This is a genomic window from Desulfosporosinus sp. Sb-LF (assembly GCF_004766055.1).
Lineage (GTDB): Bacteria > Bacillota > Desulfitobacteriia > Desulfitobacteriales > Desulfitobacteriaceae > Desulfosporosinus.
In genome coordinates this window covers 14,695-36,351 of the sequence record NZ_SPQR01000021.1, presented here as the reverse complement: position 1 = coordinate 36,351, position 21,657 = coordinate 14,695, and the positions used below count along the sequence as shown (strand labels likewise).

The window sequence follows — 21,657 nt, the reverse complement described above, 5'->3', positions numbered from 1 at the left end:
TACAAAACTAAAAAATAGGAATTCATGTCCAACCTTTGGGTTGGGCTTTTTCTTTACTCAAGTGCATAGGTTTTGACAATTACTTTATTACCAGCGCCTTGTTATTAATAAATGCAATATGGGTGTATTTTAAAGTGTATAAAAAGCTTTGTCTGAAGGAAAAAGTCGCATCGTAATTATTTATACGAAAAAAATTTGCTAATAATATGCGATTTACTATGCTAAAAATCTGCTAAAATGTTGCTAGAAATTTGCTAATATTCTTTGATGATTACAGTTGTTCTTGGTAAATTAAATGTAGCCATTATCTACCAGAGGAATTTCGTTATGACCTTAAACTTATTCGTTGTACAAAAATAGCACTACTCCTTTCGAGGTAGTGCTATTTTTGTGTCTAAGGTGATTTGTTTGGGAGTTATTGGTTCTTGAATCTGAACCATTTGATCCTCATACCTCTGATAACTTTTGGATTAACTCCGACACTTTCATCTAACCTGAATAATAACCGGCACAAGCTTACTGGGAACGATAAGACTAATCGTAACGACATCAAATTGTTCAAAGCATTAAATATTCAACGGTAATGGAGAGGGTGAATATAAGCAATGAAGAATGTTTTGTAGAACGCTATTTGCAAGGTCTCCAGTGGTTTAATTCATGATATTTTTATGCTAATTTCCTGCTGAAATGGGTGCTAAAATGAATTTTCCACTCCAAAACTGAACCCCTTATCTTTCTTTATAACGGGTTCCATTATGAGGTGCAAAGTTAATAACTGCACTATAAATAACTATAAAATCAAGGGCTAATTTTGTGAAAATCACATTAGCCCTTGATTCGATGTTTTCAAGGGTTTCGGGGCCCAACCCACCACCAATTTCCTCACAAATCACACTAATAATCGCGAGGGTTATCACAGTGAATATAAAATTGTATTTACTGTGAATTTTTATGAAAATTGAAGTGATTTTGAATTAACTTGGCAAAATGTGTGGATTCGCTTACTTCATAGGGTACCAAAATGGCACCCAACGCTCACTTAAGAGGATACCACCAAAGGGGCAATTTTCGATTTATGCTCGCTGCGATGGTAACCATATACAAAATGTGGATTTTGTGAAGTTCATTTTGCAAGAAGCCGCTGTACGAAAATAAGAATAACTGGAAGTTCAAATGAAGCACTTCAAATATGTCCTTCTTTCAGAACATAAAGAATGCTCTCGAAAGAAGGACATACTTTTTTGGTATTTATGGCAGGTATTTCAAGAGAGTTGTTGAAATCTTGTTAAGAGTAACTGAACTCATTTCTATTTATTGTTTTAACTATCTTTTTTACAATTTGGATTTAAATCTTTTACAAACTCAAAAATGTAATCGAAGTAAGCGAGTAATTATTATACATTGTCTAACTGCAGATTAATATTGCAAACTATGTGTAGAGCTAACCCTTACGGAGTGTTTAGGGGGACTTACTAAATAAGGAGTGGGGTTGAAAGAATGTTTTTACTTGTAGGGATACTATTATCTTACGGATTAAGCATAGGGGTTTGGATTTTTTTCTATAATAGCGAATTAGTGGGTAAGGTGTTTAAGTTTATTATGCCATTTGTTAATTCATTAATTTGGTTTTCACTTCTAGTATCTCAAGTAATGAAAATAACATCTGAAATAACTTTCCAAGCAAAATGGAAACTATATTTTCATAATGATTGGTCAATGCCGTTTTATTGGTTTATATTACCTCAGATGATAATTGGAACAGTCGTGCCGCTAATATTTTTAGTTAAAGAGTTACTCAGCAGGTTAAGTAAAAAGAACATTGATATAGAATAAATTATAAATATTAAGAAGATAAATGGCTATTGTCTAATCTCTGAAAATTTATCATATTCACGTCGTCGCTCAAGGAGCTGACCACTTCTCATAACGGCGAATTCCCGACACTAGAGGATGATGCAAGCGGTTCGGACGCGTCGGGAATTCACAGAACATTATAATCCATGCCTCAAATAACAGGATGTTCATCCGGAGTTTTTCTACGTTCGCTAAACTCCCATTAAGTGAACTTCCAATTATCCTACTTTTATACTTTAACCTAGATTTGTTGGAACTTCCAGTTATGGGCATTAGCTACATCTTAGTTCTTCAGATTTGATTTCCCGAAGAAGGGTGGAGTATATCTGTTTACCAACCAAGATGATGAGTGTGTTTATGTTGGTAAAACAGGAGATTTAAGGGATAGAGTATATGACGCTCATTTGAATGGTAAAGGAGAATCCGGCTTTAGAAGAGCCCTTCTCGGTCAAAAAAAGACTAGGAAACATATTTCATCAGTAACAACTGAAGATGACATTGACGAGTATATTCAGGAGATGTTTTTTCTTCGATTTAAGGTTATCGAAGATATAGAGTTAAGGGGCCTGCACTGAGGATTTCCTAAATGCAATATTAAAACTAATCTACTCAGTTTCGCTTAGCATAAAGTAATCTGCCAGAAAGGGAAAATGGTTAAGAACGCCGAAAACGATCAGGGTTCATCCAAATGACCAACAATGGTTTGGGGCAGAAGAAATTGAGAATGGACTTGGAATAAGGCCCTAAGTTGTTCCCTACTGATTGTGGTTTCAAAAGTGAACGGTTCGCCTCCACCATACATACACTCAATAATTGATACAATTGTGTGGCAATACCTATAAATTTTCCATTTGGAAAATTTATGCTTCCCTAAAATACATATTTTAATGACTGATCCCCACAGGAAACTCATCTGTGGGGATTAATTTTTACTTTTATCTGACGGATGTCTAAATTAGAAGTCGGAATATGCATACAATAAGTTCCAATTTGTAGGATAATGGGAAGTTATTCATATTCAGGATATACTGCGCCTAATAAGAAGAATGACTCTCACTTGGCCATTCGACTGTATTCTGCAATTCTTTTTTGGTGCATTCCGCAATACTGCATAATATTTAAAAATAAGGGACAGGTCATTATCCTTCGATACATAATAAAAGATGTGTAATCCTTTACAAACTATCTCTTTTGCTATTTAATAATCATTATAATGGCCTAGGAAAACTCGACAAGATTTCTTGAAAAGATAATGAACCTGATATAATAAAACCACTAAAGAAAGCAGGTTTATTATTGATGAAGAAAAGAGTATTTAGCGCAGAATTTAAGGCGGAGATAGTTTTAGAGGTATTGCGAGGCGAAAAGGAACTAAACCAAATCGCCAGTGCCCATGAAATAGCGCCTAACCAGCTGCGGAACTGGAAAAATGAATTTTTGGCTAATGCAGCCAATGTATTTGATAACAAAAAAGACAAGGTGTTGCAGGAAAAAGTTAAGGATCAGGAGCGGGAAAACGATAGCTTATATAAAAAAGTTGGTCAATTGACTACGCAAGTCGATTGGCTCAAAAAAAAATCTGAAGAAATTCTTGGACCTGACTGGAAGAGTCGGTTTACTCCACGCCCAAAAGGCTGAAATCAAGGATCATAAGAACATTGAAAATAACGAGAAACCGCTACCCTTGTCCACCATTGCAGGGTTTTTAGACGTCAACCGGACAAGCGTGTATTACGCGCCAAAAGAGCCTTCTGACTTTGAAATAATGGTCAAGCATAAAATTGATGCAATCCACACCGAAAGCCCATCTTGGGGCTCAAGGCAACTATCCAAGACATTGCAAAAACAAGGCATTAAGACTGGTAGGCTCAAAACAAGGAAGTATATGCAAGAGATGGGCATTGAGGCAATTTATCCGAGACCAAACCTATCCAAGCCCGCAAAGGGGCATAGAATCTACCCTTATCTGCTACGTAACGCTGTCATCAGCCGAGCAAATCAGGCCTGGTCGATCGATGTTACCTACATCAAGCTAAGACGTGGATTCATTTACTTAACCGCTATCATTGATTGGCATAGCAAGTGCATCGTTGGCTGGGAGCTGGATGACACGCTATCAACACGAATGGTTATCCGGGCCTTAAAGATGGCCTATGCTGTTGCCACACCAGAGATATTAAATTCCGATCAGGGCAGCCAATTTACAAGCCATGAATATATTGATTTTGTCATCAATAACAAGAGTAAAATTAGCATGGACGGTAAAGGCAGATGGGCTGACAACATTCCCATAGAACGCTGGTTTAGGACACTCAAATATGATGAAGTCTACCTTAAGGATTATGAACATATCAAGGATGCAAGGAAACAAATTGCCGAGTTTATCCACAAATACAACTTTGTGAAATTGCACTCAGCTTTGAATTACGAAACTCCAGCACATATGTATTACCCCGCTTTACTACAAATGAGTGCGTAGGACTACATCATTAGGCGGTAGGTAATATTTAGCACATGGTTCAATATTTTGCTCTAGCAAAAGGAACATTACCGATAGGCAATATCTGGTACATTGTCTTTTTGATTTCTTTTGTCTTTACATCCGAGCCACTATACATTGACTTACAATAAAAGGAACATTTAATATTTTCATTGTAACCACAAGATAAATAAGTGCTATAGTCCATGCAAGTATAGGATTCCTATGATGCAGAGCAATTAATGGGAATTGGATAGTATTATGTAAAAGTGACCACCAAATATTCCACCCATTGTAATACTTTACTGTCCCTAACATTAAGTTAACAAGTTCTAAAGATATATAAATTCCTATCCACATACTATTGTAAGCAATTTGACTAAATAGTTTTTTAGGATAATGGGATAAGAATACTAATGTGGTGGGAAAGAAACAACCAAATATTAATAGCAGTTCATCAAGAGAGTTTGCTAAAAAATTAGTTGGAAAATCCCACAAAGGCTTATCATTAAAAACAGTAACATAAATTAAATCCGCCATACCAAAAAAACACATAGTGGGATAGTATTTTTTCCAATTCTTCCTGTCTCCCCATTTATATGCACTTACTAAAAACATAGAAACGGATACAATTCGTATTAACATATTAATCAATTACTTCACCTCAATGTATTTCATCCATGCACCTATAATATAAATTCACTACCATAAAAAGAAATATTTAGTATGTTCTTGATGTGGTGCAAAGTAAAGCCCCCTTAACATATTTAATATATTATTCCCCAAAGCTGCGTTTCTATTTCTTAGACGCGGAATTTAAAGTGATAAGGTGTAACTGCGTTTACCAACGTCTCATAATAGACATTCGCGCCTGTTTCATTAAACTCCCATTATTCTTATTCCCTGTAGTAGAAATACCGTCCAACCTCTATGTAGGTGGACGGTATCCGTAGGATAATCGGAGGATGGCATTGCAGGCTATACAAAGCATAATACGAATGATGCTACATACTCATCTAATCAACAACGTGTTAACACATAACGAAGGTAATCAAAATAAAAATCTATTTTCGGAATTTCTTCCATATATCTTCAATGAATCCAACGAAATCTATGCCAAAATGATTTATTACATTCATAAGAATCTTTATAATCATTGTAATTATTACAAAAGCGATTATGATATTTAAAATGTAATTCATATCAATGTTGCCCCCTTTTTAGGCATAGTTGCACAATATCCTACGAATGCGCCACTTCGAAAATTATACCACATAGAACAACTGCCCATTATTCTTAAACCCAGTATTAGTATGCCGTCCAACCTCTATGTAGGTGGACGGCATTCGTAGGATTAGCGGAAGTTGATCACAATGCGGTTGGCGTATGAATAAAAACGAAACTCCGCACATCGAGTCCATGTTTTTATAGTCGATGATTCAGTAGTTGGTCGAGAACGAAGCACGGTACCCTCGTCCCAAAGCTATCGAAGACAACATCACGAGTTTAAGAGAAAAGGTATTGTTTCGGAGAGGACATCGCCGCCGAAAAAGAGCAGCGGCTTGGGTGGTATAATTCAGTTTTACATTTTCTTATGGTACTTGACGCGATAATAAGAATTGGTAATGAGGGAAAATAAATATGCCGCCGCAAGCGTAAGGAGCACATACATATCGACATGCATTAGTGAAAAGGCAAGTAATATAGCGAAATACACAATTATCATCAAATCATAAGCTCGCGCCTTTGCCTTATTACTGATAGACTGGTTGCGTTCATCTTTCTGCTGGATTTCCATTTGCTTTGCAGCTTGTGGATTTTTCATCATTATTATGTTATTTATCACTGTGCCAAAATTACCGCTGAAAATACTCAGACCTACACCTACGCATAGGTACGGAAGCGTTCTAAGTATACCATCTACCTCATGCAATAACTTTATCATTACCAATCCCGCAGCAAAAATAGCAAACCCGACCACAGATAAAAAAAAATATCGATCAACCTTATACTGTTTCAATTTTGTTCCTCCTCGTAAAGAAAGATTTCTTCAATGCTCATACCAAAGTGTCTGGCAATCTTAAAGGCCAATTGGATTGACGGATTATATCGTCCATTTTCTAAAGAGCCTATTGTTTGCCGAGAAACCTCTAAAGCAGCGGCAAGTTCTTCTTGCCGTATTCCACGCTGTTTACGGATTTCTTCCAGCCGGTTCTTCATGGCATCACTTCCTTTCATTTACGGAAAGTGCACTTTCCATAAACAGCATACCTCCTGGTAGCACAAATGTAAAGCATACTTTCCGTTTTTGCGAAAAAAATATATGGAGCTAGGTACAGCACATAAGAACATATTGTGATAATAACAATATGTTCTTATGTGCCGTGCATGGCACCATGGATTTTACCAACAAAAGAAGGCTGGCTATGTCTAGCAGGAATTCCTATGTCATACATCAACCCACGTCGATGTATATATAACGGCCTTCTTAAGTTTGTGCAAGCTAATAATTGCACAACTCTTAAGGTGAATGACGCCCTTGAGTATATTTACGAACGTACAGGCGCATCAATGGACCTTAGTACTGTCGTTGGTACTCAACCTATTCTAGTTGCTGCTTGGAAATGTTCGCTGGTGCGGACACGAGGTTGCCATGCCCTCTGGACCTCCAGCTTGTAGTCGCGGAGCAATGAGGCTTACGACCGCGCAATGAAGATTCGAGTCTATACGTCAAAGTAATCATTTAACACAAAAATAGAAGATTAAGTGCTTGATATATCCGGATATGTGAGTTGCCCATTGTTCTTAAACTCATCAGTATAAAATGCCACCCCACCTTTGAAAAGCGGTTTGGGCGGCATTCGTAGAAAGTAAGAATTACCATTATTTCAATGAATTTAACGGTACGAAAGATAGATTACATTACACGTTTGTAATTTCGGGATCATAAGAAGAGGGACTTGTTTTGCGGAAATACCAAGTAAATATAGAGACTATATATGCTTGAGGCACAATATTCCTGTGCCCTTTTCCTATTAAGGGTACACTTTCTATTTCTAATTGTTGAAAGTTATTTTTAATTAGTAGAGACTTTACACTTTTACACATTCTACTTTAGTTCTCATGAACCGAGCACCAAGATTAGCTATGGTTCCTGTTATATTTAGTTCCGAGTCAATGAAAACTTCTGTAGTGGAATCATTTATGATTAAGGGTAGTGGTCCAGTTAACTTTGCTATGAATACCAATCCCTTCCCAAGTTTGGGGATGTGGCCGTATTTTACCCCTTCCCTTTATGTACCCCGAATGTAGTCGGCTGTAATGCGTGTCGTTTCTGCAACAGTATAAACCGTAACGGGTAAATCCTGATCCTGATACTCAGATTTGCATTATCTATTCCTGTAGATATAGGACCAGCATATCGCGACGGAACAATCTCAAACCAAGAAAACCTAACACGATGACAAAGACACCAAATATGATAGCAGTTCGAGTCACCCACTGCATCGTAAACGAAAAAGGAAGCCAGCCAGCTAGAAAGGGCACCGTTAATAGTATCACCGCAAATATAGTAGCCATGTACGCTGCCCGCTGCTCACCAATCCGCAGAGCCACATATGTACCAATCACTGCTACGTACAGAAGGAGTTCAGCAGTAATGCCAAATGCCACAACTCGACCTACAGGGGAAGCTAGGAATAACCATTGCCACCCGTTCCGCCAAGAAAGGCTGCGGCGACTAGCTGTATGACAAGTGCTAACAAAGCGGCAAAGTAACCAACTGCAAATGCGACGAGTACCTTGGCACCAAAAATTGCACGGTCCGAAAGTCGAGTAGTCAAAAGATAATCCAATGTATGTCCGATACGTTCGTGTAAAACCAGATCAGGTGCTGTTTGGGCAACCACTATTACACCTGCGAATATAGCGTAAACTACCCGTAAATTCGCGACCTCAGGTGAACTACTTTTATGAGCAAACGAAAGTGCAGGTAGAATACTTGTGGCTAAAATTGATATTGCAAAAATCCGCAAAGTACGTATACTACCGTACAACTCGGCGATCTCTTTCCATATTACAGTGATCAGATCATTCATTTCATTCTCCTCCAACCAAGCGTAAATATTCTTCTTCTAACGAAACTTGTTCAGGAATCACAGCTCTAACCCCTATATGAGCATCAACTAAAGTTGCAACAATAGTTTCAATGACTGTAGGGTCTGCAACAGCCACCCGCCATTCATTCCCGCCCAGTGGGCTTAACTGGGCGTCTCTCGGCAGTACCAATTTTCCGATTTTATCAGGATCACACCCTGATAACGTTAATCGGAAATTAGGGATTCCTTGATTACCAAGCTTATTCGGATTCCCTATGGCCACAAGGTGCCCATTTTGAATAATAGCCACACTATCGCAAATACGTTGTGCTTCGGCCAAAAGATGTGTGCAGAGAAAGATGGTATGCCCCGACTCCTGCGCCAAGGTCACAAGCAATTCTCGCACCATTACGATACTTGCTGGGTCTAGTCCCGCCGTCGGTTCGTCCAAGATTAGCATTTCAGGCTCAGCGATAAGCGCCCGCGCCAAACCCAGCTTTTGGCGCATGCCTTTGCTGAAACCTGAAACACGATCGTTGCGCCGATCCCATAAATCAACACGATGAAACGCTTCCTCGACTCGCTGTCGCTTCTCATCTTCAGTAAGACGTGCAATCCGAGCTGCGAAATTGAGATTTTGAAGAGCAGTGAGCCGATCATAAAGGCCTACATTGTCCAACATAACTCCACATCGAGAACGAACCAATTCGCCCTGGGAAATTGGATCAAGCCCTAGTACCCGAATGGAGCCCGCTGACGGCCGAAGCATGCCTACCATCATTCGGACAGTGGTGGTTTTTCCAGCTCCATTAGGTCCAAGAAATCCGAATACACTGCCGCGAGGAACGTTGAATTCAAGCCCTGAAACCGCCGTCCGCGCACCAAAAAGCCGCGACAATCCGTGACATTCTACTGCTTGACTATCCATGAATTTTACTCCTTCATTTTGAATCGCTAAAACACAATTCTACTCTTTAAGTATAAATTCCCCTTTCATCAATATTAATGAATTACATTTAATGGTTATTCTCTAAAATATAACCTTTGTTACCCACAATCCAAGTCAACAAAATGCTCTTGGTGGTAATAACTACACATTATTCTTAAAAAGCGTCACAATCAATCAATTTGTTTACGTCTCTAGGGAAAGGAGTGCTTATATGCAATTCTTAAAAAGAGAACTTATTACATTTGTAATATTTATCATTCTATGTACTTTGGCTTTATATTTTTTTGTAGAAATTCCATTTTTAGAAGCTATAATATTTACTGGGGTATTTATCACTATTTACAATATAATAAGAAATTATATATCTAATAAAAATCAATAACTAATACTCAATTCTTATCATAGTGTTCAGGGGTTAAGGTCGAAATAATCCTACGCATTTTTCTTATGTTGTAACGTATCTGTATTTAATATGAAGAAATGTGAGGGAGATTATGTCTGAATATTTTTATATCGCAGTTATATTTATTGCATGTGCTTATTTTATCATTCAGCAAACTTGGTTGTTTAATAACGGCAAATATAACCCATACATATTTGGTAAAGGAGATAGAGGATATCAAGCAAATAATTTTAGATATTGTATGGATTATAGTGTTGAGCTTGAGCATGCAGCATATTTCTAACCCGCTTATAGTACAATTATTTTTGATAGCATTATCTCTTTGTATAAATATATTAAATTATTTATCTTATGTTAAGGTAGAAGACCACAAAATAGTATGTAGGACAATCATATTTGATATAATTGTTCTTATTATATTGATATTTAAGATTCCTACCAAAGGTTAATTTTTAGTAAAAGCATACTACACATCATTCTTATACTGGTGACCATCAGTAGGATAATGGGAAGAAATGGATCATAATAAAATATGTGTTCATGAGTCTTTAAACTGTCACGTATTCATAGGAAAATGTGCATTAACATATTAAGGAGTTAAAGATGATTTGTAGAAAAAGTGTACTAAAACTCCTCTTATCACTAATTGTAATAGGACTAATTTTTATAAGTTTACTTTTAGGATATTTTGTAGTTGAAAGAAACAAAACTGTAGTATTGCCTAAACCAACAGGGTCATTTGCAGTAGGCAGAATTGGATATGATTGGGTTGATGGTTCTCGAAACGAAAGAAAATTGTCAATATGGATTTGGTATCCTACAGATTTAAATCAAAATGCTAAGAAAGCAGACTATTTTCCTAATAAGTGGGAAATAGCTCAAGAAAGAGATTCAGGGATAACGTCGTATTTACAGCAGAACTTTGGAACAGTTAAGAATAATTCTTATCAGGACATGCCTTTATCCACCAAGCAAACGAATTACCCTGTAATAGTTTTTGAGCCTGGAATGGGTAATATAGTCTTCAACTATACAGCGTTATTAGAAAATCTTGCAAGTCGCGGATATACTGTAGTTGGAATAAATCCAACGTACAGTTCTCGTTATGTAGTTTTTTCTGATGGAAGCGTTGCGTACAGGACACCAGAAGGGTCGATGCCAGAAAGTAACCCCACAGATAAGCAATTAAATGAAGTTGGTGCGAAATTAATTAAGACTTGGACTGAAGATATGAGTTTTGTGTTTAATAAATTAGGTGAAATTAATGCAAAGCAAGGGAGTATGTGGACAGGGCATATTGATATGGCACATCTAGGTGCTTTTGGTCACTCATTTGGTGGTGATGCTTCTGCTAATGCGTGTTTGGTTGATAACCGTATTAAGGCTGGTATTGATATCGATGGTTATTTATACGGTGTCGAGAAAGTTCCTGAAAAACCTTTCATGTTTATCTTGAGTGAACATCAGAAAAACACTATTGATTTACAGGAATATCATAAAATTCGAGAAGACTTTAATGGCTTAAAAAACGACGGATACTTATTAGAGGTATCAAAAGCATCACATTTTAACTTTTTAGATAATGCTATCTTTTTTTCTCCTATATTGAAATACACGGGAGTTTTCGGAGCCATTAACGGAGAGCGTGGTTTACAGGTTACAAACTCATACATTACTGCTTTTTTTGATAAATACCTTAAAAACATAGATAGTAATTTGCTTAAACAGAAATCTTCCGACTATCCTGAAATTAAGATACAAATTAAGAAATAATAATTACGAATCAGTAGATAAAAACTCAACTCAGCAGGGCATTATATGTTCTGCTAAAAAATAATAAATTTTCAACCACTTGCTGTGTCAGAGCCACATTTTTTCTAGGATGATAAATAAACTGGACTTTCTTTATCCTTTGATTATTTGTTTAACATTTATTACGTTTTCTGTTATTACTTTCAGGAAATCAAAACATCTTGAAAAAGCAGTTGGGTTATCCATTGCTACCAGACTTAAGCAATTGAAACAGAAAAGCCCATTTTCGATTTTTCATATTGGTTATTTGTAATTTTGATGGGGATAATAGGCTATTTCACTGGTGTTGCATATACAAGACTTAAAATAGCTATTGATAATCGCAAAAAACGCAAAAAGTAAAGACAAATTACCCATGGTAAATTGACTTTATCATCTTCCATTTATACCCAAAACCATGTGTTGAATGGAATATACGGGAAATTTTAATTATTTAAGATGCTTCTATATCTGCAATACACAAGATACAGTTACTGGTATTCTTTAGGGTCACTTCAGAAGATGGAAATGATCCGTTCAAATTAAGTGTGTATTCTTTGGCAATCGTTGTTATCCCAGAAGCACTCGCTAATTCTTCCCCTGCAACAAATGCACTTATTTTACATCCCAGAAGAACATATAAAGTTCTTGCAGTAAATTTTATGACAGAAATAGTGGGAGAAGTCGTAGGAACATCTATATATTGACCCGGCTGGAGTATAATGTCAACACATTCTAGTGTTTCTGGAGGAAGGATAGAGAATCCAACTACTTTATTACAGTCAATAATAATTGGTGAATTGAATATCGTTATACCTTCAATACAACCTTTGCTAACACCTTCATAAATCATATCAACTTGGCCACCCAAATAATAAATTCTAATTCGAGTACCCAAATCTGTCTTTTTTATTTTTTGACATACACAATTACTGTAATCAAACAGAAGATCATTTCTAAACATATTATTTGGATAGAACTTTTTAAGGTCAAACATTTAAGTCCCCCCTTCCATTCTTATATATTTAATATATGGGACAGACTGAAACGTTGTTACAAAAATTCAGCTAACTTTTATGTAAATGCAAATTGTTACACTCGCTAATATTTTTTACAATATCAACAGCACTACCAACTGGAGCAGGAGTTTGAATGAATCTCATATTCCAATTTAGCAGATTTAGGAGGTTTGAACGCTATTTGTCTCATCCGTATATCTATTTGATGTTGAAAGCCATGTTATGCTTCACCTGTACGACGATAGAGGGCTTGATATTGTCTCTCATGATAAAAATACATTGATGCCATTGTATCAAGAACTCAATGAATGGATTCTAGATTATGATAGTAAACGAATGGACGAAATGTTTCTTGGATAGCGTTCAATCTACGTCCCATTATTCTTACAATGTCAAGTAAATCCTTACAAATAACTGTTTACACAATATGTTTTCTAGAGGTAAACAGAGCTCTCCGGGCATTGGGGAATCTTTTCATTATAAAAGCTCAGGCAACGCCTGAGCTTTTATTTATCGTATATGCGCCTTGCGAGTTGTCATCTACTGGCCAGGTATTCGAAGCGACAAGGGAAATCGAGCCATGTTTGTACACACGTTTCAACACAAAGAGCATATACATCAGTGATAGGGCACTGGTGGAAATGCTCTGCTTGGTTCCAAGAGATGCCATTAAGAAAACCCTACGGACCCGAAATTTGGGGTTGATCCCAGTCCCGTCGGCCGGTTACTTCGCGAAGCGTACTATTGCAGGTCGGCTAGATTGCTTTTCCTGCTTCATAAGCTTTTAATAAAAGTTCTTTATTATTAGCTGCGGTGTTGGGGTCTCTGCCGCCCGTTTGTAAAATGGTATTAACTACATTTAAGCCAAACATCTTAAGCATAGCTTCATTGATTTGAAAGGATGTCTGAAAAGCCTGTGTGTTTGGATTTCCTTGAGAATATACCATAATCAGGCTTTTAGCAGCATACCTAGGCTTGTGGTTTTCATCGAACAAGCCGCAGAGTCTATCCCATAACAGTTTCATTTGAGCTGTAATCTGCCAAAGATATATGGGCGAGCCGAAAACCACAACATCGGCATCAACAATATGTTGAAACATGTTCTGAAAATCGTCTTGCATGACGCAGTGTCCGGTCTTACGACAAACTAAGCAGCCTTGGCAGGGTTTGATGTTCATATCATAAAGGTTAAATATAGTTGTTTCGGCACCAGCATCTTGTGCACCCTGAATAACTTCTTGAACAAGGGCTGCCGTGTTGCCATTTTTTCTTGGACTTCCCATAAAAGCGACCACTTTTTTCATACTGTAATTCACTCCATTTAAATAATATTAAAGATCATTATATCATAAGAAAAGTCCGGCCCGTATATTATTCAAAGGCTAGGCATGATCATCTTTGGGACCACGCGACCTTTGATATTTTTACCGGTAAAAAATGAAATAAATAAATCTATGACAGTAAAGATGTAACGACAAATGCTTCATGTATCCTTTTTGAAAAACCAATTGTTTGAGTATGTTCATCAACTTTAACATATCAGTCGGATTTGTTCTTAAACTGCTAATTATTCTTAAACCCTTCAATAAAACGATGCAGCCCCACCTCAGTGTTGGACGGCATTAGTAAATAATTAGGTGGTCACTATTTAGGAACTAGCAGAAATGGGAATGGACCTTGAAAAGTAGAACTTCCCCATAATATGAGGTATATCTGAAATAATAAAATGTATAATAGATTTATCGCATTGATATTGAAGGAGACTTTGTTATGGAACAACCGTCTAGGGTATACCGACTTGGGTCACTTGTAGTTGATTTTACAACTATATTTATAATAATATTACTACTTGCGAATTCAGTGTCTTATCCTACCAAAATAATTGCTATTTTCATTCCACTGGTTTATTTTCCCATTCTCCATACTATTTTGAGCCGTACCATTGGTGATATGGTTTTAGATTTAAAGGTCGTTGACCAACAAGGTAATAATATAGGATTCAGGTTAGCCATAAACAGATTTTTTAGTGCATTTAAGTATTCTATTTTCTCTTTAATATTAAGTAACCTATTGGTTATGTTTTATTTCTTTTTCTCAGGTGACTTAAAAGAGATTTCATTTGACTATGAAGAGGAGAGCCAAACCTATTTGGTGTCAAGGTCTCCCGCAAACAAAAGTTTGCTTCACTAAAAACAAAAACCAAATTAGCTAATCTGCATTAGAAAAATCTCAAACTTTAAGTTATTATTGCTTTGGATTAGTTATAGTGGAGTTATATGGACTGGAGGTTCTGCTCAGATGCAACCAGAGTTGTATGTGGAAGTGGAGTTTTTTTCATCAGAAGAAGGCGACCGTACCACTCCGATATTTCTTACAGACTATCCAGGATATAGACCACATTTTCGAGTTATTGGATATACGGAATATCTCGGAGTTCCGTTTTTGGATACACCTCATAGAATTATAAATCCTCACGAAAGGGTTCCGATAGCAGTTTCCTTAGTCTATTATCCTAATGTTACTTATGACAAGTTGATTGACGGTGTAGAGTTTGAAATACTAGAAGGACCCAGGGTTATTGGAAAGGGAACAGTTATTGGTTCTAGTAAATGTTACCCCTTGGTAACCAAGCCAAGGAACTTCACATTGTTCTTATACCATTTCCAAAAAATTACTCCAATATAATGTGAGAAATATAACAACAATAAATACTAATTGACTGATGGTTAATTTGTAGGCATTTCGATTTTCTGCATATTTACACTCCATAATAACTCTAGCCACTTCAGACGTAACGATAAATACCATCATTATTGACCATGGTTCAAAAAACCAAATCGAATCATCCATAGGGTCTCTAGTGTTATTAACAAAATTGCCGATTAGCAGGAGGACTATTGATGTAATCCTAATCGTCCAATCAATTTTTGAATGTTTCTCATTAACATGGTTATAAGAAAATAATTTCTTCTTCTCAACTTTTAGTAATTTTCTCATTACCGCATTAAATGAAACTAGCAATAATAATAGAATAGTTACCAAGAGGAATAACTCCAGCCAAAACTTCGGTCCAATACCATACATGAATTTCACCTCCAGCCACAGGTGCCCAAAAATCAATCCCATTTTCAACTAACTGCCCGTTTCTTTAACGAGTATGGAAAACCTTAATTGAAGGCCCCCTGTGTTACGATAGTTGTCGTAGGGATTAAAGAACAGTATCCTTGAAAAGGAACACAGGAGGGAGAACGTCATGAGGTATCCCAAAGAGTTAAAAAGTTCTATCATTGCAAAGATGTTACCGCCGAACAACCAGTCTCTAAGTTCAATTCAGCAGGAGACCGGTGTCCCAGAGGGGACTTTGAAGTTGTGGCGGAAAGAGATACGGGGAAAGGGATTTGCTGCACCTGCTGGTGAGCAGCAAAGTGAGCAGTGGAGCACACGCGACAAGTTTCTCATTGTGGTTGAGACGTCCCCTCTCAGTGAGATCGAACTGGCCGAATACTGTCGTAAGAAAGGGTTGTATGTTGAGCAGGTCAAGTCGTGGCAACGTTGGTGTAAGGATGGAGCCCCTGAAGCCGATCAGCGACCCTTGGCTAAGCGTCCTGAACCGGCTAATAAGCTCACGGATGCAGAATGCAAGGAGATTTTGGAGATAGTTAACCAACCTGAATTTCAAAGTTTGCCACCCAGTCAGATTGTCCCGATTCTTGCGGATCAAGGAATCTACATTGCCTCTGAATCAACCTTCTATCGAGTCATGCACGAAGCGGGCGAACAGAATTATCGTGGTCGTTGCAAGGCGCCCTCCAGTAAGCCTAAATCCTCACATTGTGCTACCGAACCCAATCGAGTATGGTCGTGGGATATTACATATCTGCCTGGCCTTGCTAGAGGACTCTACTTCTATTTATACCTGATTCTGGACATCTTTAGCCGAGACATTGTCGGATGGGAAGTCTGGATCGAAGAGTCCGCAGAACATGCCAGTCAACTCATTCGGCGGGCTGTCATGGCTCAGGGTATAACCAGACAAGAAGGTCCTTTAGTCCTCCATTCAGATAATGGAAGCCCTATGAAAGGCTCGGCAATGCTAGAAACGCTCTATCAATTAGGTATTACGCCTTCAAGGAGTCGCCCCAGGGTTAGCAATGACAATCCTTTTTCGGAGTCCATTTTCCGAACCTGCAAATACCGTCCAAGCTACCCAATTGGAGGATTTGCTACTATTAATGAAGCCAGAACATGGGTCAAAAAATTCGTCCATTGGTACAACTACAACCATCACCATAGTGGGATCAAATTTCTTACCCCACACCAGCGTCACAGCGGCCAGGGTGAAGAAATACTTAAGAAACGACACCTGCTCTATGAGGCTGCGAAGTCTCGTCATCCGGAACGTTGGACAGGTCAAACAAGGGACTGGTCCTTGATCAATGAAGTATGGCTTAATCCTGAGAAATCTCAGGTTGAAGATAAAAAAGAGTCTAAACCAACTGCGTCATAGGCTTTTGAGCGAAGTAATGATTTGGTTGTCCGTGTCCCACGAGGGATACCGAAGCCGCTAGGCTGAGGATATGCTCGCTGAGGATCACAGGGACAACAACGCATGTGGAGAAGCTGAAGGACCGAAGGGACTTTTTGATCCGCAGATCACAAAAGTTACTTCTGGCAAGCGCCGAGCGTCCGGTACCTTCCATTCGTCGTGATTAATACATTCAGTGAGCAAGAAATTTTGGTCAAATGCGACAACTATCTTGACAACCACCGTTTCCGGGGCTCGCTAAGGGTCTAAATTCGCTTTGGATTTTAGTATTTAATTCGGACACTGATAAAGTATCAACGTATGTGGTTGCACATAATTCTAAAACCCTTCAGCGTAACTGCCGTCCCTCCGTGTTGGATGGCAGTTAATTTCCAAACCAATTGTTACTGGTGTATGGATATCGAAACTGAAAAACTCAAGCTCTTTTTGGGCTTGAGTTTTTTGAATCTAATTTTGGATAAAATTCAACCATTCTAAAAAAAAATGCTATTGTATTTTGGACCTATAATGTTATACTTTATATATAACACATATTACACGTAAAACACAAACTTGTGCTTATGATTGGAGATGAAAACTTGTTTATTCAAATTGATATGCACAGTTCAGTACCGATTTATAAGCAGCTTAAAACAGCTATTATAAGCAGCATTTTGTCGGGAAAGCTAAAAGAAGGTGACCGTTTGCCATCTGTGAGGCAGCTTGGGAGTGATTTAGGTATTAATTTGCATACAGTCAACAAGGCCTATAATCTACTCAAAGACGAGGGATATATCATCATTCATCGTAATCAAGGTGCAATTATTAGTAAACCAACCAAGGCGGGCAAAGAGGATTTGACAGAGTTTGCAAATGCTCTTCTGCCAATTGTTATCGAAATACGTGCAAGGAATATCACTAGAACACAATTTGATGAACTCATGGATGTTATTTGGGAACAAGATATGATTGGAGGGGACAATGATGAGCATCGGTAATCTTATGTTTTCAGGCACGATGTTATTAACTTGGATTTTGGTTGTGTTTGCATCATGCCTGGTACCATTTTTCTCACGCAAAAACACAGCGTTTGGCGTATCAATACCCGAAAGTGAATACCACACACAATTTTTAAGCAACCTACGCCATCGTTATTTTATGGTTTCGCTTATTTGCGGTATTGTGCTTGGCGTAGGCAGTTTGCTAACCCAGTTTTGGTTTAGTCTAAATACCAGCGTATGGATCCAGACAGTGTTAATATTTGCTTACCTTGCAATTACTACGGGCATATACCTTAAATGTTACTTCGAAGTTGGTAAGTATAAGCAAACCAGCAATTGGGAGACAACTCAAACCGTAGCAGCTGCACTTACAGTCGATATCAATGAGAAGAAGCCTATAAACCCGTTGTGGTTTTTAAGTTATCTCGCCATTATTGTATGTTCGATTTCCGTGGGCATCATTCGTTATCCGTCGTTACCTGCCCAAATTCGAATGCACTATAATATTGCAGGCCAAGTCGACAGATACGCTACAAAATCAATAAGCAACCTGTTGATGATGCCTTTAACGCAAGTTCTAATGGCGCTTATATTCTTCGTAATTTACTATGCAATTCTGAAAGCAAAAAACCAGAGCGGTGGGGGAGACATCGAGGAAGGGTTAAAAAAAGACCGTGCCTTTAAAGCAATTATGAGTAAGTTCCTCTTTTTAATGGGACTTGCGGTTATGATCCTTTTTAGCATAATCCAGCTTTCTACGTTGGGGCTTGTAGGTGTCAGCGTTACGATTGCAGCCCCGATCGTCCTCTTGGTTGTAATTTTTGCGGCGATTGCTTATCTTGTTGTAAAAGTTGGGCAAGGCGGAAGCCGGTTGGGTGGCAGTAAAGGTATTAATTCGAAAGTGGTTGCCGAAGACGACAACCATTGGATACTCGGTTTAATTTACTACAATAAAGACGACCCATCAATTTTTGTAGAAAAGCGATTTGGCATGGGATATACTGTCAACTTCGGCAGTTTAGTTGGCAAGATTATAATTGTTGCTTTAATCATCGTGATAGCCGGAAGTTTAGTTTTGCCGCATATTTTACATTAGATTATCCAAAAGCCTGATACAAAGAAGCTCCTCGGATTGCAGTCGCATATCCGAGGGCTTCTAATTATCAGCTTCACATTGTTCTTATTTAGTCTACTAACGAGCTAAAAAAGCTGCCCTCTCATTGTAGAAATATTAATGGGAGGGCAGTTGTAGGATAACTGGAAGTTAATTTCCAAGTCAATTGTTACGGATAGATTGATAATGTAAATTTGCGAGAAGATCATAGGTTCTCTAAATGGGAGTTTAGCGAACCAATTAAGCTACACCTATAGAAATCGTGTCTTTTTTATTGTTACTTTAAATATGGTTTGTCATAAGAGAGCTTGTTTTAACGAATACCCAAGTAATAGTTGACCACCAGATCAAAAAAGTAAGATAAGCAAAGAATGGATAATACCAGGGCTTAAAATCAAATAAGCCTACATTATGAACTAAATAACCATATCCAACACTGAAAACCGCAAATCCTAAAACATAAGCGTATTGAAATAACTTTCGTAATGGTAAAAAACGAAGAAAGATCATAACTGTTAACATCCAACTGGGAGGGGAAAGTAAATTTTCTCCTAAAAAATTAAAAATGCCAGTATTTTTGAACCAGATAATATGTAGTACATTCTGAAATAAACCAACTACTACTACATCACCAACTCCTCCCAAAAGCATACCATAAATAAAATATTTCTTTAAATCTTTTGGGGGGATGGTTAGATATACAACTACAAAAGCTATTAGTATATACGATGGGTAAAATAATGTAGACAGCATAAAAACACAACCTTTTAACCTTTTTCTGTAGATAGTGTGTTACTAATAACTTTATTTATACGACGTAATATAATTTCAAGACCTAGTGCAAATACTTTCTTCTTTCCAGAACAAAAGTTGGGCAACTTGACTTCGCTAAAGACCCAATTAAACATTCAAAATTCCATTTATAGCTTGTAACCAGACTTCCACTAATTCTTAATAATGATTTGAAGCAGTTAAGTAGGATAATTGGAATGAAATAGTAGACTTCAATTTACTGTTATTATGACAAGATTTAATGGGAAGTGGATATTCGTAAGACATACGTATAGAAGTACATGGGAAACTCTAGGTGGACGTAGGGAGAAAAATAAACATTTAAAATTTACTGCGTCAAGAGAGTCAATTGAGATACTGGTGCAAAGAATTTTAGTATTATTCAGTATCTTGTTATTCAATTAACGAAGATGAAGAAGAAATTTTTGGGCAATTATTCTATGTTGAGCTTAAATCTTTTGAACAAGGTCTTTTTATTTACAGAGTGTTGTTGAACTAACGCACCCGTATGCGCAAGTGGATTTGCAACTAGGTTGACAATAAAATAGCAGGTCTCGCATTTTCACGAGACCTGATCTTAATGAATTGATTTACCTATGCCGCTGGGTTAGTGCTCGCTCCAGCCTCCACTTGCTTCATGAGCTTAAATCATCCTACCCACATTTTTGATTAAAATTAATTATTAATGACAAGTGTGTTTTATTATTAAGATTAGAACAAAAAACAATCTGGAAGGAGTATATTATGAAGACTATATACGATGAGGATGAGTTGCATTTAAATACTAGTCAAACAACCAAAACCACCATTTTCTACTATACAGGTACCGGCAACTCATTATGGGCCGCCCGTGTTCTGGCACGGGAACTAGGCAATACTGAACTCATATCTATTGTGGACTGGAATGTTAAGATGCACAAGATTAATTCACCTGTGATAGGTTTGATTTTTCCGGTACATATATGGGGCGTACCCTGCCGGGTATTAAAATTCTTGGATGATTTTAAAGCAATGTCAGCTGAGTATGTCTTTGCCATTGCTAATAATGCTGGTCAAGTATCTAATACATTGGTACAGTTGAACAAGGAAATGAAATCTAAGGACTTTGCATTATCTTGCGGATGGTCTATCGTAATGCCTTCTAATTATATCCCCTGGGGAGGTCCCGGTTCCCTGGATGAACAGAATAAGTGCTTTCAGAAAGCTGAGATAAAGCTATCCACTATTGCTGAGAAAATTCGTAGAAGGGCTAAAATGCCGGTTGAGAAGGGCCCACTGTGGCAAAGAATAGTCTTTACCGGTTTATATAAACTTGCGTTCCCGATGGTTCATAAGATGGATGATAAATTCTGGGTAGATGAGCGCTGTAATCACTGCGGTCTCTGCGTTAACATTTGTCCGGCTCAAAATATTGATATCCAAAACGAGAAATTAATATGGCATAATCACTGTGAGCAATGTTTGGCTTGTATACAATGGTGCCCTAAAGAGGCTTTACAGTATGGACGAAAGACAACTGTTTACACCAGATATCATCATCCTGAGGTCAAAGTGAAGGATTTAATGAAATAATATCAGTCAGCATAGTGTAAAAGTAGTTACGTCTCCGTTTGAAATTGGGATATAGTGCAAG

General features: G+C 37.6%; 22 protein-coding genes. 12 read left to right on the top strand and 10 right to left on the bottom strand.

Translation table 11 applies throughout. From position 1 onward, the window contains the following. Positions 1 to 1,497: 1,497 nt before the first annotated feature. The 3 genes from E4K68_RS19255 (at position 1,498) to E4K68_RS19245 (ending at position 4,333) form a co-directional block, all read left to right on the top strand. Complete coding sequence (locus tag E4K68_RS19255) at positions 1,498 to 1,833, top strand: hypothetical protein (RefSeq protein ID WP_135380583.1); 336 nt, start codon at positions 1,498 to 1,500, stop codon at positions 1,831 to 1,833. Between the two features lie 1,320 nt (positions 1,834 to 3,153). Next, positions 3,154 to 3,492, top strand: a complete 339-nt coding sequence (locus E4K68_RS21245; protein WP_243450457.1) for a transposase — start codon at positions 3,154 to 3,156, stop codon at positions 3,490 to 3,492. Beyond that, positions 3,446 to 4,333, top strand: coding sequence for an IS3 family transposase (locus E4K68_RS19245; RefSeq protein WP_243450456.1), 888 nt, complete (start codon positions 3,446 to 3,448; stop codon positions 4,331 to 4,333). Before E4K68_RS21245 ends, E4K68_RS19245 begins: the two co-directional genes overlap by 47 nt. Positions 4,334 to 4,450: 117 nt before the next feature. On the opposite strand, the gene E4K68_RS19240 is transcribed toward E4K68_RS19245, so the two are convergent. The 3 genes from E4K68_RS19240 to E4K68_RS19230 form a co-directional block, all read right to left on the bottom strand. Further along, entirely contained in the window at positions 4,451 to 4,978 is a 528-nt protein-coding gene (locus E4K68_RS19240; protein WP_282433014.1) for a CBO0543 family protein, read from the bottom strand. A 937-nt stretch (positions 4,979 to 5,915) separates the two neighbouring features. Further along, positions 5,916 to 6,353, bottom strand: a complete 438-nt coding sequence (locus E4K68_RS19235; protein ID WP_135380579.1) for a hypothetical protein — start codon at positions 6,351 to 6,353, stop codon at positions 5,916 to 5,918. After that, positions 6,350 to 6,553 carry a helix-turn-helix transcriptional regulator gene (locus tag E4K68_RS19230; RefSeq protein ID WP_135380587.1) on the bottom strand — a complete coding sequence of 68 codons (204 nt, stop codon included), beginning with the start codon at positions 6,551 to 6,553 and terminating at the stop codon, positions 6,350 to 6,352. The genes E4K68_RS19235 and E4K68_RS19230 overlap by 4 nt, the downstream gene beginning before the upstream one ends. A gap of 225 nt (positions 6,554 to 6,778) precedes the next feature. On the opposite strand from E4K68_RS19230, the gene E4K68_RS19225 reads away from it, so the two are divergent. Further along, a complete protein-coding gene (locus E4K68_RS19225; protein WP_135380577.1) occupies positions 6,779 to 7,012 on the top strand; it encodes a hypothetical protein in 234 nt (77 codons plus the stop codon). Between the two features lie 714 nt (positions 7,013 to 7,726). Here E4K68_RS19225 and E4K68_RS19220 read toward each other — a convergent pair. Genes E4K68_RS19220 through E4K68_RS19210 form a run of 3 tightly spaced genes read right to left on the bottom strand, consistent with a single transcriptional unit; the run spans position 7,727 to position 9,358 of the window. Beyond that, entirely contained in the window at positions 7,727 to 8,005 is a 279-nt protein-coding gene (locus tag E4K68_RS19220) for a hypothetical protein (protein WP_135380575.1), read from the bottom strand. A gap of 20 nt (positions 8,006 to 8,025) precedes the next feature. Then, positions 8,026 to 8,430 carry a hypothetical protein gene (locus E4K68_RS19215; RefSeq protein ID WP_135380573.1) on the bottom strand — a complete coding sequence of 135 codons (405 nt, stop codon included), beginning with the start codon at positions 8,428 to 8,430 and terminating at the stop codon, positions 8,026 to 8,028. 1 nt (position 8,431) lies between these two features. Then, positions 8,432 to 9,358: an ABC transporter ATP-binding protein gene (locus E4K68_RS19210; RefSeq protein ID WP_135380572.1), complete on the bottom strand. Its 927-nt coding sequence runs from the start codon at positions 9,356 to 9,358 to the stop codon at positions 8,432 to 8,434. Between the two features lie 515 nt (positions 9,359 to 9,873). Between E4K68_RS19210 and E4K68_RS19205 the strand changes: the two genes are divergently transcribed. After that, positions 9,874 to 10,065, top strand: a complete 192-nt coding sequence (locus tag E4K68_RS19205; RefSeq protein ID WP_135380570.1) for a hypothetical protein — start codon at positions 9,874 to 9,876, stop codon at positions 10,063 to 10,065. Between the two features lie 320 nt (positions 10,066 to 10,385). Further along, positions 10,386 to 11,555 carry a hypothetical protein gene (locus tag E4K68_RS19200; RefSeq protein ID WP_135380568.1) on the top strand — a complete coding sequence of 390 codons (1,170 nt, stop codon included), beginning with the start codon at positions 10,386 to 10,388 and terminating at the stop codon, positions 11,553 to 11,555. Positions 11,556 to 12,027: 472 nt separating this feature from the next. On the opposite strand, the gene E4K68_RS19195 is transcribed toward E4K68_RS19200, so the two are convergent. Continuing rightward, positions 12,028 to 12,570, bottom strand: a complete 543-nt coding sequence (locus E4K68_RS19195; RefSeq protein WP_135380566.1) for a hypothetical protein — start codon at positions 12,568 to 12,570, stop codon at positions 12,028 to 12,030. Between the two features lie 777 nt (positions 12,571 to 13,347). Further along, complete coding sequence (locus E4K68_RS19185; RefSeq protein WP_135380563.1) at positions 13,348 to 13,896, bottom strand: flavodoxin family protein; 549 nt, start codon at positions 13,894 to 13,896, stop codon at positions 13,348 to 13,350. A gap of 466 nt (positions 13,897 to 14,362) precedes the next feature. Here E4K68_RS19185 and E4K68_RS19180 point away from each other — a divergent pair, with 466 nt between their 5' ends. Next, positions 14,363 to 14,782 (top strand): RDD family protein, encoded by a 420-nt coding sequence (locus tag E4K68_RS19180; RefSeq protein ID WP_135380561.1) that lies wholly within the window; start codon positions 14,363 to 14,365, stop codon positions 14,780 to 14,782. 108 nt (positions 14,783 to 14,890) lie between these two features. Further along, positions 14,891 to 15,277, top strand: coding sequence for a hypothetical protein (locus tag E4K68_RS19175; protein ID WP_135380559.1), 387 nt, complete (start codon positions 14,891 to 14,893; stop codon positions 15,275 to 15,277). Here the strand turns inward: E4K68_RS19175 and E4K68_RS19170 are convergent. Further along, positions 15,245 to 15,676: a DUF4181 domain-containing protein gene (locus E4K68_RS19170; RefSeq protein ID WP_135380558.1), complete on the bottom strand. Its 432-nt coding sequence runs from the start codon at positions 15,674 to 15,676 to the stop codon at positions 15,245 to 15,247. The genes E4K68_RS19175 and E4K68_RS19170 overlap by 33 nt on opposite strands. A gap of 169 nt (positions 15,677 to 15,845) precedes the next feature. Between E4K68_RS19170 and E4K68_RS19165 the strand changes: the two genes are divergently transcribed. From E4K68_RS19165 to E4K68_RS19155, 3 genes are all read left to right on the top strand, one after another. After that, positions 15,846 to 17,099, top strand: coding sequence for an IS3 family transposase (locus tag E4K68_RS19165; RefSeq protein WP_135380556.1), 1,254 nt, complete (start codon positions 15,846 to 15,848; stop codon positions 17,097 to 17,099). A 617-nt stretch (positions 17,100 to 17,716) separates the two neighbouring features. Beyond that, on the top strand, positions 17,717 to 18,115 hold the full coding sequence (locus tag E4K68_RS19160; protein WP_135380554.1) for a GntR family transcriptional regulator: 399 nt from the start codon (positions 17,717 to 17,719) through the stop codon (positions 18,113 to 18,115). Beyond that, positions 18,099 to 19,214: a DUF5808 domain-containing protein gene (locus E4K68_RS19155; protein WP_135380552.1), complete on the top strand. Its 1,116-nt coding sequence runs from the start codon at positions 18,099 to 18,101 to the stop codon at positions 19,212 to 19,214. Before E4K68_RS19160 ends, E4K68_RS19155 begins: the two co-directional genes overlap by 17 nt. Before the next feature lie 300 nt (positions 19,215 to 19,514). Here the strand turns inward: E4K68_RS19155 and E4K68_RS19150 are convergent, their stop codons facing one another. Further along, positions 19,515 to 19,985: a hypothetical protein gene (locus tag E4K68_RS19150; RefSeq protein ID WP_135380549.1), complete on the bottom strand. Its 471-nt coding sequence runs from the start codon at positions 19,983 to 19,985 to the stop codon at positions 19,515 to 19,517. Positions 19,986 to 20,768: 783 nt separating this feature from the next. On the opposite strand from E4K68_RS19150, the gene E4K68_RS19145 reads away from it, so the two are divergent. After that, positions 20,769 to 21,596, top strand: a complete 828-nt coding sequence (locus tag E4K68_RS19145; protein WP_135380546.1) for an EFR1 family ferrodoxin — start codon at positions 20,769 to 20,771, stop codon at positions 21,594 to 21,596. The last annotated feature ends 61 nt before the right edge of the window (positions 21,597 to 21,657 follow it).

What these genes read in the sequence shown, in the direction of transcription:
- E4K68_RS19255 (WP_135380583.1), top strand. Translation starts at nt 1,498, where the DNA reads ATGTTTTTACTTGTAGGGATACTATTATCTTACGGATTAAGCATAGGG.
- E4K68_RS21245 (WP_243450457.1), top strand. Translation starts at nt 3,154, where the DNA reads ATGAAGAAAAGAGTATTTAGCGCAGAATTTAAGGCGGAGATAGTTTTA.
- E4K68_RS19240 (WP_282433014.1), bottom strand. Translation starts at nt 4,978, where the DNA reads ATGTTAATACGAATTGTATCCGTTTCTATGTTTTTAGTAAGTGCATAT.
- E4K68_RS19230 (WP_135380587.1), bottom strand. Translation starts at nt 6,553, where the DNA reads ATGAAGAACCGGCTGGAAGAAATCCGTAAACAGCGTGGAATACGGCAA.
- E4K68_RS19225 (WP_135380577.1), top strand. Translation starts at nt 6,779, where the DNA reads ATGTCATACATCAACCCACGTCGATGTATATATAACGGCCTTCTTAAG.
- E4K68_RS19215 (WP_135380573.1), bottom strand. Translation starts at nt 8,430, where the DNA reads ATGAATGATCTGATCACTGTAATATGGAAAGAGATCGCCGAGTTGTAC.
- E4K68_RS19210 (WP_135380572.1), bottom strand. Translation starts at nt 9,358, where the DNA reads ATGGATAGTCAAGCAGTAGAATGTCACGGATTGTCGCGGCTTTTTGGT.
- E4K68_RS19205 (WP_135380570.1), top strand. Translation starts at nt 9,874, where the DNA reads ATGTCTGAATATTTTTATATCGCAGTTATATTTATTGCATGTGCTTAT.
- E4K68_RS19200 (WP_135380568.1), top strand. Translation starts at nt 10,386, where the DNA reads ATGATTTGTAGAAAAAGTGTACTAAAACTCCTCTTATCACTAATTGTA.
- E4K68_RS19195 (WP_135380566.1), bottom strand. Translation starts at nt 12,570, where the DNA reads ATGTTTGACCTTAAAAAGTTCTATCCAAATAATATGTTTAGAAATGAT.
- E4K68_RS19185 (WP_135380563.1), bottom strand. Translation starts at nt 13,896, where the DNA reads ATGAAAAAAGTGGTCGCTTTTATGGGAAGTCCAAGAAAAAATGGCAAC.
- E4K68_RS19180 (WP_135380561.1), top strand. Translation starts at nt 14,363, where the DNA reads ATGGAACAACCGTCTAGGGTATACCGACTTGGGTCACTTGTAGTTGAT.
- E4K68_RS19175 (WP_135380559.1), top strand. Translation starts at nt 14,891, where the DNA reads ATGCAACCAGAGTTGTATGTGGAAGTGGAGTTTTTTTCATCAGAAGAA.
- E4K68_RS19170 (WP_135380558.1), bottom strand. Translation starts at nt 15,676, where the DNA reads ATGTATGGTATTGGACCGAAGTTTTGGCTGGAGTTATTCCTCTTGGTA.
- E4K68_RS19165 (WP_135380556.1), top strand. Translation starts at nt 15,846, where the DNA reads ATGAGGTATCCCAAAGAGTTAAAAAGTTCTATCATTGCAAAGATGTTA.
- E4K68_RS19155 (WP_135380552.1), top strand. Translation starts at nt 18,099, where the DNA reads ATGATGAGCATCGGTAATCTTATGTTTTCAGGCACGATGTTATTAACT.
- E4K68_RS19150 (WP_135380549.1), bottom strand. Translation starts at nt 19,985, where the DNA reads ATGCTGTCTACATTATTTTACCCATCGTATATACTAATAGCTTTTGTA.
- E4K68_RS19145 (WP_135380546.1), top strand. Translation starts at nt 20,769, where the DNA reads ATGAAGACTATATACGATGAGGATGAGTTGCATTTAAATACTAGTCAA.